Below are 15,574 nucleotides of genomic sequence, written 5' to 3' on the forward strand. Positions count from 1 at the left end.
TCAAATCGCTCCTTTGCATAACAGCTTTATGTCGATGAAATGGAATTCATCGTTAAAGGCCCAATACATCCTTGTCGGCATTTTGGCGGCAAAGTTGATAACGTTTGTATAGTACCTGAAATCCTTCTGGTTCATGGAGAGGATAACCGCGTCGTAGCTCTTTTTTCCGTTTATCGCCATCGCGGCGGTAGCGGGATTGAAGATGTTCGCCGGAAGAGGGAGGAAGTTTACATTTTCTCCCAGTCCTTCCATTACAACGCCCGGCTGGATGACGACGTCTATCTCGCACTCCGGGGCGACGGCGCGGATCGCCTTAATTCCGCTCACGGAATGCTCCATGGGGGATGACCTCAGGTAGAGGACGCTTTTCAGGTTCCCGCCGAGGATATCGCTTATGGAGAGTGTTTTCAGCCGGTCGTGGAAGAGCGGTTTCAGCTTTCGCGGTTCCTTGAAGAATCCTGCGAGCGGTTTGAGCACCTTCTCCCAGTAAAAATCGTTTTTAACCGCTTCGATATTCTTTCTTATCGCTTTGGAGAGCGACGGCCTTGCGGCGAGGAGCCTTATCTTCTCTGCAAGCGCCTTGTCGTCACCGCACGGTACGACATAGCCGAGCGAACGCTTTTCTACGAGGTCGCTAAGAGTGTTGCCGGGGTTTGTGAGTATTGGCAGCGAACCCCAGATGTAGTCCATCAGCCGTATGCGGAAAGAGAAGCGGTTCTCTATGTGATTAGGGAAGGTTGCGATACCGGCATCGGCCTCAGTGAGGTAGTAGCCATGCTCTTCGTACGGCACCCACTCCGAGTGGAAGAATACGTTTTTGTTGAGCAACCCTTTCCTCTTGGCGAAATTGAGGGTTTTTGTGTACATCTCGGACGGCTTTTTAAGCGCGGGGTGATGGGAAGGGATGAATACGAGTTTCGCGCGCGGAGAGGTTTTTACAAGGCGCGCCATCGCGCGGACAGGTGTAAGGGAGTCGTACCAGTTCCATAGCGAGCCACCCCAAATGATGAGAAAATCGTTTTTGCCGACACCTTCGATCTTTCCGCGCAGGATGTTTTTCCCTTTCGGCGGTTTTTTTCGCGGGATGCCAAAAGGGGCGATGTCTATCACGCTGTTGAAATTTTCCCCCTTGCCGTACTCCTCCGGGCGGAGTTTCCCGGTCATGGTAAGTATGCCGAGGTAGTAGTCCCTTTCGCGCTCATTGGAGCAGATGAAAAAATCCCCGGAGGAGATCTGCCTCTGCATTACTTCAATGCGGTTTGAGAAATAGGTGGACTTTTCGGCGAGCCCCATCTCGTCGTGCGGGAGGTGTTCCATCTCCTCGAAGTAGAGGAGCGCCAGAAGGTCGACGGCAACCGGTTTGTTCCTTTTTTCGGCCATCTTCATCACGAGAGGGGCTGGCTGGTTCGTATAGACGGCATCCGCCCAGTTTACTACCTCATCTATCTCTTCCGGGCTGTGGTAGTTCACGCGGTCAATGGGGAACTTCTCCCTGTGCGTTTCCACAATGTACGGAGTGATAAGCCGGACGTTGAAGGTTTTTGAAAGCACTCTTGCGACCTCAAGTTGCCTTATGCCGAGGCCGCCTATCTTTCCGGTTACAGGTTCGGTCCCGAAAACCGCTATTTTCTTAGTCATGGTCATTGTTTAAGGATATCTCTTTCAGCATTTGAGCGGCGGCGGCATGTCCTGGAAGAATTTTCAGGCATAGCCGGAGCATCGGTTCCCGTTTATTGGCGGGGGAAAGGCGGGCAAGGCGGAACCACGCGGCTCCGACAATCTCGTTCTGTTTTCCATGCCTGGCCAATTCGTCGAAAAACTGATACGCTTCATCTTTTTTTCCGAATGTCTCCTGTTTCGAGGCGACGGCATATTTCAGGTTTTCATTGCCGGGATTTTCGTTAAGGAACGCAAGGAGGCGTTTAAGGATTTCATTCTCTTTCCGATTCTTCAGTTGCAAAAGATCGAGAACGAGACGGGTCTTAAGCGCGTCGTCTCCGTCCTGCATTGTTAGTGCATTGTTGAAGAAATTTTCTGCTTCGTTAAGGGCGCCCATTGCCCTCGCGAGCGTTCCCCTGTAATAGGCCAATTCCATGCTATTCCCAAATAATTGCTCCTCTTCATCGATCAGTTTTCCGGCAGTATCGGTCTCTTTTGAAAGAATCTTCTGTTTTGCCAGAAGGAGCCTTGCTCCACGGAAAGAACTTTTAACTTTCAGCAAATCGTCCAGGTAATGTACCGCTTCGCTGTGCCGTCCGGCAAGATCAAGCAGTGTGGAGAGGTAAAAAAGGCCGTCGACATCATATTTATTGATGCGGCAGAGTTTTTTGCCTTCCTTGATCGCCCTGCGTATCTCGCCCAAATGGAGGTCGGTTTTATCGATGCCGGGAACCATCTCCCCTTTTGTAAGTTTTTCCATCAGCTCAAGTTTCGTTTTCCAGTAAAAGGCCAGCGGACTCCTTTCATGAATGACCGAGTGAAACCGGTAGATTGGAAACCTGCAATATGCGGTTTTTATAAGTTCATATCTAAGACCTGTAAGTTCCTGAAGGAGTTCCATGTCGAGGTTTGGGAAAGTCTTTATAATGTAAAGGGGCCTGTATTTGCTTATGCCGCCGATGACGGAGTCGAAATAGGTTGCCTTTATGCCTAGATCCCATGGACCTGTGGCGTAATGAATAAGCGCGTCGGTTGCCGGAAGGCCGGTGTAATAGTATAGCTGTGTAAAGTTTCCCCAAACGAAAATGCGTCCACGTTCATTTCGCATGCGGACCAGCCTTTTGATCGCCTTGCCGAGCTTTGGAAGGTATATAAACTGGTCGAACTTCCTGTATTTGGAAAGGGTTTTCATTGCCCTGGGGTGACGGTAGTAAGGGAACTTTATCAGGAATATTATCAGGGCGGTACCGAATATAACCGCAAACGCCGCATCGGAAAAGAGAGAATCATGCGTGCGAAGGAAATCGAGCGACATGCCGGACGCAACCGCCAGTATTGCGATCAAGGGGAGGTAATGATACCTCGAAAAGAATTTCTGCAACACTTGAGCAACGATGGCGGTTACTGTCAGGGATATATACCATAACCAGTTATCGTTTTGATATGAAAGCGCAAGTGAAGGGATCCCCGCGAGCCACAGGGGGAGAGTGGACGTAAAAACATCAAAAAAGTCGGCGCGGATACTGCCGTACTTTTTCTTCAAATTTGCCATGGGGGCCGCGACAGCGATACGCACGGCTACGCCTGTTTTCCCTTCCTTGCCGAGGTATCCAAGTTGGTAGTCGAGATAGAAGGATATAATAATCGGAATACCTGTCCATAAGGCGAGCGAGTACGCATAGATATCGCCGTAGTAGTAAAGAGTAGATAATAGAAGAGGTAGTACAAATATACCTGCCGTAAGTTTCATTATGCACATTGCGGCAAGAAACATTCCTGCATACGGTATATTCTCCGGGCTGTCCAGAAGCAATAAAACCGCAATGAGCAGTAGAGGTAGATAAAGCTGTTCGTTATTGAAGGAGTTCGTATAAAGAGAAGGCGAGGTGGCAAAATAGGCATATAGAAGACCGGCTACAAGAGAAGAGTCAGGATTGCTTGTCAGCTCGAAAACAAGCATTGCAACCGCCATGGATGTTGCCGAATGCGCCGCCATGAGCAAAAGCCTTATGCGAACGATTCCGAACCTCGGGTCAGTGCCGTATATGGCGTCCTGGATCAGCATTTTCCACTGCGGGAAAAATGCAAAAACATCGCGTTGCCATTTTATTCCCCTGGAAGCAAACGCCGCTCTGTAAGTATGGAAGGCGAAATCTTCATCCATCGGAAACCCAAGGAAGGGAATCCTGAATATGGCGGCAAACACGCCGACGATTATCAAGAAAGGCAAAAGATGCAAGTACATTACAAATTAAATTCCGATTTCAAAATACTGAAATTCATAAATAAATCCCTATAACCAAACTAGTTTGTTCACTATACGTCGATATGAATTCTGGCTTGGAAGACAGTATATTCCGGCTATTGCAGTAATTTCCAATTGTAAAATTATAAATGCCAAGGTGAGTAGTTTGGCAATTATTTAATCCCTGGTCTTTGGAGCCCATGCCGGCCCAAAAGCTTCTCCATTCAAAAAAGTGATTTGTGTCTGGTTTGTTCCGGTAGAGTTGCAGATAAATATCTGCTGAGTGCCGTTTCTTGTGCTTGTGAAAGCGATGTGCCTTCCATCGGGCGACCATGTGGGGGATTCGTTGCTCCCCTGGTAAATTGTCAGCTGTTTTTCAAATCTACCGTCAACCCTTCTGACATGCAGGTTGAAATTGTTATCGAGTATTCCTGAAAAAGCGATCATATCCCCCCTCGGAGACCACGAAGGATCAGCGTTATAGTTGCCTATATAAGTGAATCTCTCTTTTTTGTTGCCGTCCGCGTCCATTATATATATTTGCGGCGAACCGGAAATATCGGAAACGTACGCGATCTGTTTGCCGTCCGGTGAAAAGGTAGGGGAGGTTTCAATGGACCTTGTGGATGTTAGCCGGGAAAGGTTTTTCCCCTTGAAATCGACTGAAAAGAGATCGGAGTTTCCCCTGGTAGACATGGTGAATACTATTTTTTTACCGTCCGGCGACCAAGTGGCTGAGGTGTTAATCCCTATTTTCTTTGAAATAACGACATGTTCCCCTTTTTCAATATCCAGCATGTAGAGATCCGGATTGTTCTTGCGGTATGTCGTATACAGTATCCAGTTGGCCGACGGCGACCATGAAGGGAATAGCACTATGCTCTTGTCGTTCGTGAGCTGGGCGACATTGTGCCCGTCATAATCCGAAACGGCAAGCTCTTTGAACCCTTTTATCCTTGTTGTGAACGCAAGATTTGTTTCCGCGATGCCTCGTTCCCCGGAGAAGAGGTATACGATCTGGTCCGAAAATCTGTGAACCATTTTCCGAAAAACATTTGGAGTTCCCGTATATTTCGTGCCAGCGATCTGTTCCTTTCGCTCGACATCGTATACGCGCCCCTCGACAACTATTTCCTTGTTCTGGTTCGCATAATACTCTCCGTAAATTATTGCGTCCGCGCCCAGATCTTTCCATGCCTGCCAATCGGTTTTCCCCGATTTTATCTCCTTGTCAATGATGTCCTTGATCATCTGCTTGTTGTCAATTATCTCGAAATGTCCGCTGAAATTGAGGTCAAACGTGACGATCCTCTCGGCAATGACCCCCATTTTTTCAATGTCAGGGATAGCGTTTTCGGTGTTTCTGAGAGTGAAATTAAGAATGGCGATCCTCACCGCGGAACCTCTCTGCCTCTCCACGTTTATGAATACTTCGGCGCTGTGGGCGAATCCACCGAACGGAATGAACGCCACAACAAAAAGGAGTATCGTTAATGCCGGTATCTTAATGTCTTGAAGTGATCTTAAAACCAAAATGAACCTCCAGAATATCTTCCTTGTAACCGGGCGGCAGCGGGGGGAAAGGTTCCGACATCTTTACCGCTTCAAGGGCGGATTTGTCGATAAATTCGTCGTTTGACGATTCTTCAACCTTGACGGCTTTCAACTTTCCATTCTTGTCTATTTGAAAATATATTAAAACCCTGATGGTGGAGCTGGAAAGCGTAGTTACCATCAACGTGTCCCAGTTCCCGTATATTTTAGTTTCCATCGCGATAAGGTACCACTCGTATGGAAACTTTTTAATATCTATGGTTCCGCCAGTCTTTTGTTTATTTAACTGCGCGGCGGCCGCTTCATCTTCCTTTTTTATCTCCTTTTCAACGCTCTTCTTCTCTACGGCATCAGCGGTCTTGGTGGATACTTTAGATTCAACAGGCGCTATCTGCTTGGAAGGTATTTTTGACTTGGAGGGAGCTTCAAATTTATCTGTTTTCCTGTTTGTTTTCTCCTTTACCAGAGTTGTAGTTGCCGTTGAAAGCGGGCCAGGATCTATTAAGTGTACCGCGTATGATTCCTGGGTGGGTTTCTTTATGAATGCCGGCTTGAAAAGGGATGCGATAATTACTGCAATGATGATTACAACATGCAACGAGAGGGAATATATGCAGGCCTTGATGAAGGTATCAATGCTGTCTGCCGGGCTTTTTCTGCGTAAAACAGGTTCGGTCTGCAGGTTCATAACCTACCTCGTGACTGTAAGGGGCTCTGTTATCATGCCGAGGTTTACCACTCCGGCTCTCCTTACAGTTGCCATTACTTTTACAACATAGCCGTAAGGAAGAGCCTCATCGGCCTTCAGGAAAACATCCACTGACGGATTTAGTCCGACGATGTCCTTCAGTTCCTTGCCTAGGTCTACAAGGCTGATAAGTTTGTCGTTGAAATAAATCTGCCTGTTCCTGTAGACGGCGATGGAATATTTCTCTTCCTTTATGATTGAATTCGAATCTACCTTGGGAAGTTTGATCTCCATTCCGTGCATGGCAAGCGGCGCCGTGACCATGAAGATTATAAGAAGCACAAGCATTACGTCTACGAACGGGGTCACGTTGATATCGGACATCACCGGGTGCGAGCGCTTGAATCTCCTGTGAAAACTCATCTTTTAACGAAATTTTTGTCGATGAGTGAAAGGAAGTCGAGGCTGAAGTTGTCCATCTCCGAGGCGAAAACCTTTATCCTGTGCGAGATGTAATTGTAGCCGATGACGGCAGGGACTGCGGCGAGAAGCCCAGCGGCGGTGGCTATCAAGGCCTCCGCGATACCAGGGGCGACAACAGCGATGTTGGATGAGCCGGTAAGTCCGACGGACTGGAACGCTTTCATGATCCCCCACACGGTCCCGAAAAGGCCGACAAATGGGGCAGTGGAGCCGGTAGTTGCCAGAAAAAACAGGAAGCGCTCCATACGGGTTATCTCCTCGGCCACAGCACGCTCCAGCGAGCGTCCGATACTGTCGAGCTTGTTCAGGAAAAAACGTTTGTCCCCTTCGGCGGATTCAATTCCGGATGCCTTGAACTGGCTGGCGAATTCGGCATACCCCGCAAAAAATACTCTTGCCATGGGGCAGCTCTTCATTCCGCGTGATGTGTTATATATCGATTCCAGGCTCTTCTTTTTCGAGAATACGTTTACAAATTCGTTGGTTTCTTCCCTTATCCCTTTGAATGAAAAAATCTTGTAGATTATTATTGCCCAGGAAAAAACGGAGAATAGCAGCAAAAGAGTAAGTACCAGCATTCCAACAGGGCCGGAATTTACGACCATATCCGCTACGCTTCCGGTGTGTGTGGTGGTTATTGGTGCAGGGTTCACTTCAGCCTCCAGTTAATGCGAAATTCATTATAAAAATAGATATTCTAATGTTTCAAAGGATATTAGTCTATTCCCTTTTAAAGAGATAAGGGGCCCTCTCTTTAGTATCATGGAATCATGATAGTTATCCTGCGGCTTATAATTGTCCTGATAATCCTCTGGCTTGCGCTCGGATTCCTCAAAAATATGGCGGTTAAACTACGCGAGATTCTAAAGAAAAGGGCGTATGGAAAAGGGGGGCAGATCGCCGACATGGTGAAGGATCCGGTCTGCGGTTCCTATGTGGCGGTTGAGCATGCAGTCAGGGTCACAAAAGACGGGGTCGAATACTATTTTTGTTCAAAGGAATGCAGTGAAAAATATTTGTGATTTAGCAGAACATTTTTGAGTGTAAAATAGAGTCAACATTGGGAGGTCCGGTATTTGCCGGGAGGTCACCTTGTTATGTAGGTCTGTTTTTTTATTGCCGGCAGGATAAAGCTGGAAAGTTTTTGCAATGAAAATTCAAGTGGAACCGAGGCTCTCCTTTTCTGTTTTTCCTCTTCTCATCTTGTTCATTTCTATATTAGCAGTACCGAATTCCTCTTTCGCCAAGGAACAAACCGTATCGAAAAACATGAAGCCGGACGAACACCTGATAATATCCGGGATGGTCGAGGATCCCCACGGCAAGCCGGTGCCGGAAGCGGTAGTCAGGATATTTATAAATGGAAACGAGTATGGCGCCGGTGAGAGCGAAGGGGGAGTGATACATACATCCAACCAGGGTACTTTCCATATAGACCTTCCACTATACAAGGGGGAGGTTTACGATTCACAAATTGAACTCGAAATATCGAAAAACAGCTTCAGGAAAATCGAGAAATTCCATGTAAAAGATGTACAGATGGCTGGGAAGAGCGATGACGAGAAACCCCGCTATCTGTTTGAGAAAACATTCCAAATGACTCATGACGCCGGCCCCGCGTACTTTATTGCGGCAATAATCCTGGTGCTTGTATATATTTTCATAGCCTTCGACATAATCCACAGAACCCTGGCCGCGATGCTTGGTGCTACGCTCCTCCTTTTCATCTCCTATACGCTTGGAACCTTCTTCCCGGAATATTTTGTCCTGTCATTCGAGAATGCGATAGGTTTTGTAGATTTCAACGTGATATTCCTCCTGATGGGGATGATGATAATTGTAGGGATCATGAAAGAGACCGGGATTTTCCAGTGGCTAGCCTACAAATCTTTTCAATATTCTAAAGGCTCGGTATTCGGCCTTACAGTGATCCTGATGGCAGTAACGGCAGTTACATCGGCATTTCTCGACAATGTCACGACCATGCTCCTGCTGACCCCGGTGACAATTGAGATAGCCCTCGTTATCAATGTTAGCCCGGTCTCGCTCCTTATCCCTCTTGTCCTTGCCAGCAACATCGGCGGCACAGCAACATTGATAGGCGATCCACCGAACATAATGATCGGTTCCTATGCTCACCTTACCTTCAATGATTTCCTGATAAACCTCACACCTGTTGTAGTTATTGTTTTTGTGATTCAGGTAGTCATGATGAAGATCATTTACGGCAGGGAGTATGAGAAGGCGAGGATTGTCGATCTGGAACAGCTCACGGAAAGGCTTTCGAAAGAGTACCGGATAAGGGATAAAAGGCTCCTTTCGATTTCCGGGGTCATACTGGCCGGAGTCATCGCCCTTTTCATCGCACATGGTGCGCTTCATATGGAGCCGGGGATTGCCGCCATAACCGGCGCGGCCTTCCTTCTGCTCTTCAGCGGAGTGAACATTGTGCATCCGCTTGAAAAGGACGTTGAATGGTCCACCCTGATATTCTTTATAATGCTCTTCATAATAGTAGGCGCGTGCGAGGAGACCGGACTTATCCAGGCAATTGCCGACCAGGTAATAGTGATGTCGCAGGGTAGTCTGGTAATAGCAATAATTCTAGTTCTCTGGGTTTCGGCGATAACAAGCGCGCTTATCGATAACATTCCGTTTACCGCGACAATGTTGCCTGTCGTGGCTCACCTGACGCAGACATTGCCGGGTGCGGACTCCACCATCCTCTGGTGGGCATTGGCATTCGGAGCCTGTTTTGGCGGTAACGGCTCCTTGATAGGTGCCTCTGCGAACGTGGTAACCGCCGGACTCTCCGAAAAGGCGGGATACCCGATAAGTTTTCTCGGTTTTGCGAAGATCGGATTTCCAGTAATGGTAATGTCGATGATAGTGGCAACCTTATGGCTTGTTTTCGTCGAGATGTAGGGAGATAGATGTGGTTTATAAGCATGTTGTCTGCATAGTGGACGGCTCGAAAGAGAGCGAAAAGGCGGAAACAAGAGCGGCTGAGATCGCCCGGGATAACGGAGCCGAACTCACCTACCTTTTTCTTGAGGATACAGGCTTTCTCTCAAGGAGGGCTCCTCTCACAAAGGGGGGTGGTTCCCTTGAAAGGGGGATGGATAATATCGGGAGACTGCTCCTTGGCAAGGCCGGGGAGAGAGCCAGGAAGGTCGGAATTCCATGCCGTGAAGAGATATTGAAGGGGAATGAAACCAAAATGCTGATAGAAAAACTGCCGGAGATGAAAGCCGACCTCCTTGTCGCGAGTATTGCGCACGCCGGTCTCCTTTTTGATATCGACAGGAACGATCTGGATACGAAAATTGAGGAAATACGGGAAAAGACTGGTGTGGATACCCTCCTGTTCTGATTTTACGGCATGTTATAAACAGCTCATTTACCCCGTATCCGGTTTTTTTTTGCTCGGGGCAGATTTTTACTTGAAGTTATCTCATTTCTTGATAGTATCTCTCCTTTAAATCTTGAGGGTGGCAATTACCGGATATAATGACGGAATCTGAAGGCAGACAAATAGGGGAAGCCGCCAGGTTAATTTGCCGGGATTATTGATTTTATTAAAAGGCATATATTGGAATGATAGAAGTCAACTGGACCTTTTTCCTGCAACTGGCGAATTTTCTCGTCCTTGTTTATCTGCTGAACCGCTTCCTTTTCAAGCCGATCATGGAGAATGTGGAAAAGAGGGATGAAAAGCTCAAGGCGTTGAGTGAGGAAACGGCCATCCTGAATGATAAAGCCGACAAGCTTCTTGAGGAGTATGAGAAAAGCCTAGAAGAGACCAAGAAATCGACACATGAGATGCTCCACAAGGCAAGGCAGGATGCAAATGCCGAGCAGGAAAAGATCATAGGCAAGGCAAGAGCGGAGTTTTCGGTCCAGGTGGGGAAGGCCAACGAGGATATTAAGAAGTACGCCCAAACCGCCAGCGAGGAACTGAAAAAGGAAGCATCGGCCATTTCAAAAGTAATGATCTCAAAAATTGTAGGGGAAAATTAGGGTGAAGCGAGCCGCTGTTTTTCTTTGGGTCATGATGCCCTCCATCGCCTCGGCTTCGGGTGGCCTGCATCATGCAGAAGAGTGGATACTGAAAAGGGATGGAGCCTGGATATTCAACTTTCTTATCCTGTTCGCCGGAATTTACTGGATCATGATCAAATTCATAGTCCCTGCGCTCAAGCAGAGGGCCGATGATATTGCCGATTCCATTACCGATCTGGAGAACGCCAAGAGCAAGGCGGAAGCAAGGCTTAAGGAGTTCGAAAAGAAGGCAAGCGATTTCGAGATGGAAAAGACAAGGATGAAAAGCGACGCGGCCCATCAGGGGGAGCGGATTAAAAGGGATACTATCGACGAAGCCAAGGCCCAAAGCGAGAGAATTCTGAAAAAGGCGAAGGAAGAGATAAATTCCGAGATCGCCCGTGTGAAGCTTCGCCTGAAACACGAAACGGTCGAATTGGCGGTCAGTGTCGCCAGGGACGCGCTTTCAAAGAGCGTCAAGGAGAAAGACCATAAGAAAATAGTAAAAGAGTATCTCGCCGAGATCGAGGGGGGGAGATGAAAGATAAAGGAACAGCCCGAAGGTACGCGTCGGCAATTCTTTCCTGCGCCGACAACGACAAGGAGATAAGGGGTTTTGGAAGCGAGTTGGCCCAGTTCTCGGACGCTTACAGAGAAAATTCCGACCTGAAGAAGATCCTGTTGCACCCAGGCATACAGATAGATTCAAAGAAAAACGTATTGGCTGACATCTGCAAGAAGCTCAAATTCTCAAAAACAGTTGGTCAAGCTCTTATTGTAATACTTGAGAACGGGCGGATGAACCTGATAGTTCAGATATCCGAAATATACACTGAGATGTCCGCTGAAAAACTTGGCGAAGTGGCGGTGCATGTGTCATCGGCGCATCCCCTTTCAAGCGCGGAAAATGCCGAAGTGGAAAAACTGTTTTCTTCCATCACCGGCAAAAAGGCGAAGGTAGAAGTAAAGGTCGACGAATTGCTTATTGGGGGTATCGTCGCCCGTGTAGGTAGCAAGGTGTACGACGGCAGCGTCAGCAACCAGCTGAAGTTGATGGGAATTAAACTAAGACAGGAGGCTTAGAAACGTGGCTATAAGTGCGCAGGAAATAAGTGGAATAATCAAGAAGCAGATCGAAGGCTTCGAAAAGGAAGTAGAGCTAAAAGAGGTAGGTACGGTCATATCCGTCGGTGACGGTGTTGCGAGGATCTACGGCATGGAAACCGCCATGGCCGGCGAGCTGGTCGAATTCTCGGGCGGCGTTACCGGAATGGTGATGAACCTTGAGGAAGATTCGGTAGGCGTTGTTCTTTTCGGCAATGACACCGGCGTTAAAGAAGGGGACGAGGTAAAAAGAACGGGCAGGGTTGCGGAAGTGCCGGTTGGCCCCGAGCTTTTGGGCCGCGTTGTGGATGCACTTGGCCGACCGATTGACGGCAAAGGGCCGATAAAGACTGACAAATTCGGGGCGGTTGAAAAGATAGCCCCTGGCGTTATCGAGAGGAAATCGGTGCATGAGCCGCTTCAGACAGGAATTATGGCGATAGACTCCATGATCCCAGTCGGAAGAGGACAAAGGGAGCTGATAATCGGCGACCGTCAGACAGGAAAGACAGCTATTGCCATTGACACGATAATCAACCAGAAGGGTCTGGATGTTAAATGTATTTATGTCGGTATTGGTCAGAAAAGATCGACGATAGCCCAGGTGCATAAGAAGCTTGAGGAGTCGGGCGCGATGGAGTACACGACCATCGTTTCCGCTACAGCCTCCGAGCCGGCGCCGCTCCTTTACATAGCCCCTTTCGCGGGTTGCGCGATAGGCGAATGGTTCATGGAAAACGGCCAGCATGCGCTAATCATTTACGATGATCTTTCAAAGCAGGCTGCCGCTTATCGCCAGCTTTCACTCCTCCTGAGGAGACCGCCCGGACGCGAAGCGTACCCTGGAGACGTTTTCTATCTCCATTCGAGGCTCCTCGAAAGGGCGGCGAAACTGAACGATGCGAAAGGGGCAGGTTCGCTTACCGCGTTGCCGATCATCGAAACGCAGGCAGGCGACGTTTCAGCCTACATCCCGACAAACGTAATATCGATCACCGACGGGCAGATATACCTTGAAACCGACCTCTTCTTCTCGGGCGTAAGACCTGCGGTTAACGTGGGCCTTTCTGTTTCGCGCGTAGGTGGTGCGGCTCAGATAAAAGCGATGAAAAAGGTCGCGGGTACACTCAGGATGAGCCTCGCGCAGTACCGTGAGCTTGCGGCATTTGCGCAGTTCGGCTCCGACCTCGATGCGGCGACACAGTCTCAGTTGAACAGGGGTGAACGTCTGGTGGAGATACTGAAACAGAAGCAGTATTCCCCGTATCCTGTTGAACGGCAGGTTGCTGTCATTTACGTGGCAAGCAAGGGGTTCCTCGACGATGTGGCAACGGATAAGATTCAGGAGTTTTCAGCAGGGTTTCTTGATTTCCTCGTGAACAGGTTCAAAACAGTGCTCGACGATATTCGCGAGAAGAAGGAAATTTCTCCTGATTCCGAAGCGAGTCTCAAAAAGGCCGTCGAGGAGTTTAAATCCAGGTTTTAAACTATGCCAAATTTAAAAGACCTTAAACGAAGAATCAAATCTGTCAAGAATACCCGGCAGATAACAAAGGCGATGAAGCTTGTTGCCGCCGCGAAGATGCGGAAGGCACAGGAGAACGTTATCGCCTCGCGCCCGTATCATGACAAGATGTTCCAGGTTCTGCACTCCCTGGCCGACCGTTCGCAGGAATCATCACATCCTCTGATGGAGGAGAGGGAGGAGAAGAACATTCTTGTTCTCCTTATATCGTCGGATAAAGGGCTGTGCGGAGGTTTCAATACCAATCTCATCAAAAGGACGGAACAGCTGGTGCATGACAACGAAGGGAAGGGTATTTACCTGAATGTCGCCGGCAAGAAGGGGCGGGACTACTTCGCTACCAGGAACATTATCAAGAATAAGGACTATCCCGATTATTTCAGGCATATAGGCTATGAATTTGCGGCGGAGATAGCAGCCGACGCTATTGAGATATTTCTTAGCGGAAAGGTGGACAGGGTTTACCTTGTCTACAACAAGTTCGTATCGGTGGCAACCCAGAAGGTGATCATATCCCCGATACTTCCCCTTTCAGCAGACAGGCGAAGACGAAAGCGCCCGGACCTGAAAATAGAGGATGAAGAGTACAAGCTGGTAGATTACGTTTACGAGCCGTCCGTCGGGGAGATACTTACCGACATAATCAAGAAATATGTCGAAGTAGAGGTCTACCAGGCGTTGCTGGAATCATGGGCGAGCGAGAACGGCGCCAGGATGGCGGCGATGGATAACGCTACTCGCAACGCAGGAGAGATGATCTCCAAACTTACACTGAAGTACAACCGCGCAAGGCAGGCGGCGATTACCACGGAAATAATAGAAATTGTATCAGGAGCTGATGCCCTGGAAGGGTAGATGGAGGAGTAAATGAACGAAGGGAAGATAATTCAGATAATTGGTCCTGTTCTCGACGTGAGGTTCTCACAGGGAGCAATGCCGGCAATCTACAACGCTCTTATTGTCGAGATGGACGGCGGAAAAAGAAAGATCACTGCGGAAGTCGCCCAACACCTCGGCGAGGACATGGTACGCGCTGTATCAATGCAGCCGACGGACGGTATGATTAGGGGAATGACGGTAAAAGATACCGGTAAGCCGATATCGATACCTGTTGGCAACGGCGCGCTTGGCAGGATCATGAATGTTGTTGGTGAGCCAATCGACAATGCCGGTCCTATCAAGGCGGAAAGATATGACCCTATCCACCGCGAAGCTCCGAGCTTTGAGGATCAGGATACATCTAGCGAGATGCTTGAGACAGGGATAAAGGTTATTGACCTTCTCGAACCGTATCTGAAAGGTGGGAAGACTGGTCTTTTCGGCGGCGCGGGCGTAGGCAAGACGGTTCTTATCCAGGAGTTGATCCACAATATCGCCACCGGCCACGGCGGATACTCCGTTTTCGCGGGTGTAGGCGAAAGGACGCGTGAAGGAAACGACCTCTTTACGGAAATGAGCGAATCGGGCGTTATCGACAAGACGGCGCTTATTTACGGACAGATGACCGAGCCGCCAGGAGCGCGTTCCCGCGTCGGCCTGACAGGTCTTACCGTTGCCGAATACTTCCGCGACGTGGAAGGGCAGGACGTGCTCTTCTTCGTGGATAATATATTCCGTTTCTCTCAGGCCGGCTCCGAAGTTTCGGCTCTTCTTGGACGTATGCCGTCCGCCGTTGGTTATCAGCCGACACTGGCTACCGAGATGGGGGTTCTTCAGGAGAGGATCACATCGACAAAGAAAGGCTCGATTACTTCCGTTCAGGCGATTTACGTTCCTGCGGACGATCTTACCGACCCGGCGCCTGCGACAACATTCTCGCACCTTGACGCGACGACGGTTCTTAGCCGCTCCATCTCCGAGATGGGCATTTATCCTGCGGTTGACCCGCTTGATTCGACCTCAAGAATTCTTGATCCGCTTGTTGTTGGCGAAGAGCACTACTCCATTGCCAGACGCGTACAGGCTGTTCTTCAGCGAAACAAGGAGCTTCAGGACGTTATAGCCATCCTCGGCATGGACGAACTTTCGGAAGATGACAAGCTAGTGGTCTCGCGCGCCAGAAAAATTCAGAGGTTCCTCAGCCAGCCGTTCCACGTTGCCGAGACATTCACCGGCGTTAAGGGGTGCTATGTGTCTCTCAAGGATACGCTTGAAGGATTCAAGGCGATAGTTGATGGTGAAAAAGACGACGTTCCAGAACAGGCTTTCTACATGGTAGGGAGCATGGAAGACGTTATGAAAAAAGCCGAGACGCTTAAAAAAGGATAGACGGAGA

The 15,574-nt window shown here is 48.8% G+C and carries 15 protein-coding genes; 9 read left to right on the forward strand and 6 right to left on the reverse strand.

Annotation, left to right across the window (positions count from 1 at the left end):
* The 6 genes from OEY64_01550 to OEY64_01575 all read right to left on the reverse strand — a co-directional run bounded on the left by OEY64_01550 (position 1) and on the right by OEY64_01575 (position 7,282).
* Positions 1-1,644: a hypothetical protein gene (locus OEY64_01550; protein ID MDH5541627.1), complete on the reverse strand. Its 1,644-nt coding sequence runs from the start codon at positions 1,642-1,644 to the stop codon at positions 1-3.
* On the reverse strand, positions 1,631-3,904 hold the full coding sequence (locus OEY64_01555) for a tetratricopeptide repeat protein (GenBank protein MDH5541628.1): 2,274 nt from the start codon (positions 3,902-3,904) through the stop codon (positions 1,631-1,633). Before OEY64_01555 ends, OEY64_01550 begins: the two co-directional genes overlap by 14 nt.
* 177 nt (positions 3,905-4,081) lie before the next feature.
* Entirely contained in the window at positions 4,082-5,437 is a 1,356-nt protein-coding gene (gene tolB / locus OEY64_01560) for a Tol-Pal system beta propeller repeat protein TolB (protein MDH5541629.1), read from the reverse strand.
* Positions 5,409-6,146 (reverse strand): TonB family protein, encoded by a 738-nt coding sequence (locus tag OEY64_01565; protein ID MDH5541630.1) that lies wholly within the window; start codon positions 6,144-6,146, stop codon positions 5,409-5,411. Before OEY64_01565 ends, tolB begins: the two co-directional genes overlap by 29 nt.
* Positions 6,147-6,149: 3 nt before the next feature.
* Positions 6,150-6,569: a biopolymer transporter ExbD gene (locus OEY64_01570; GenBank protein ID MDH5541631.1), complete on the reverse strand. Its 420-nt coding sequence runs from the start codon at positions 6,567-6,569 to the stop codon at positions 6,150-6,152.
* The gene (locus OEY64_01575; GenBank protein ID MDH5541632.1) at positions 6,566-7,282 is read right to left on the reverse strand and encodes a MotA/TolQ/ExbB proton channel family protein; all 717 of its coding nucleotides are present in this window, start codon (positions 7,280-7,282) and stop codon (positions 6,566-6,568) included. Before OEY64_01575 ends, OEY64_01570 begins: the two co-directional genes overlap by 4 nt.
* A gap of 117 nt (positions 7,283-7,399) precedes the next feature.
* Between OEY64_01575 and OEY64_01580 the strand changes: the two genes are divergently transcribed.
* From OEY64_01580 to atpD, 9 genes are all read left to right on the forward strand, one after another.
* Entirely contained in the window at positions 7,400-7,651 is a 252-nt protein-coding gene (locus OEY64_01580) for a YHS domain-containing protein (GenBank protein MDH5541633.1), read from the forward strand.
* A gap of 127 nt (positions 7,652-7,778) precedes the next feature.
* Positions 7,779-9,554 (forward strand): ArsB/NhaD family transporter, encoded by a 1,776-nt coding sequence (locus tag OEY64_01585; protein ID MDH5541634.1) that lies wholly within the window; start codon positions 7,779-7,781, stop codon positions 9,552-9,554.
* A gap of 10 nt (positions 9,555-9,564) precedes the next feature.
* Complete coding sequence (locus OEY64_01590) at positions 9,565-10,002, forward strand: universal stress protein (protein MDH5541635.1); 438 nt, start codon at positions 9,565-9,567, stop codon at positions 10,000-10,002.
* 224 nt (positions 10,003-10,226) lie between these two features.
* Positions 10,227-10,649: an ATP synthase F0 subunit B gene (locus OEY64_01595; protein MDH5541636.1), complete on the forward strand. Its 423-nt coding sequence runs from the start codon at positions 10,227-10,229 to the stop codon at positions 10,647-10,649.
* A 1-nt stretch (position 10,650) separates the two neighbouring features.
* Complete coding sequence (atpF, locus tag OEY64_01600) at positions 10,651-11,211, forward strand: F0F1 ATP synthase subunit B (protein MDH5541637.1); 561 nt, start codon at positions 10,651-10,653, stop codon at positions 11,209-11,211.
* Positions 11,208-11,753 (forward strand): ATP synthase F1 subunit delta, encoded by a 546-nt coding sequence (gene atpH, locus OEY64_01605; protein ID MDH5541638.1) that lies wholly within the window; start codon positions 11,208-11,210, stop codon positions 11,751-11,753. The genes atpF and atpH overlap by 4 nt, the downstream gene beginning before the upstream one ends.
* Before the next feature lie 4 nt (positions 11,754-11,757).
* On the forward strand, positions 11,758-13,260 hold the full coding sequence (gene atpA / locus OEY64_01610) for a F0F1 ATP synthase subunit alpha (protein ID MDH5541639.1): 1,503 nt from the start codon (positions 11,758-11,760) through the stop codon (positions 13,258-13,260).
* A gap of 3 nt (positions 13,261-13,263) precedes the next feature.
* Positions 13,264-14,154, forward strand: a complete 891-nt coding sequence (gene atpG, locus OEY64_01615; GenBank protein ID MDH5541640.1) for an ATP synthase F1 subunit gamma — start codon at positions 13,264-13,266, stop codon at positions 14,152-14,154.
* A gap of 12 nt (positions 14,155-14,166) precedes the next feature.
* Complete coding sequence (gene atpD / locus OEY64_01620; protein MDH5541641.1) at positions 14,167-15,567, forward strand: F0F1 ATP synthase subunit beta; 1,401 nt, start codon at positions 14,167-14,169, stop codon at positions 15,565-15,567.
* Positions 15,568-15,574 lie beyond the last annotated feature (7 nt).

The organism is Nitrospinota bacterium (assembly GCA_029881495.1).
Taxonomy (GTDB): domain Bacteria; phylum Nitrospinota_A; class UBA7883; order JACRGQ01; family JACRGQ01; genus JAOUMJ01.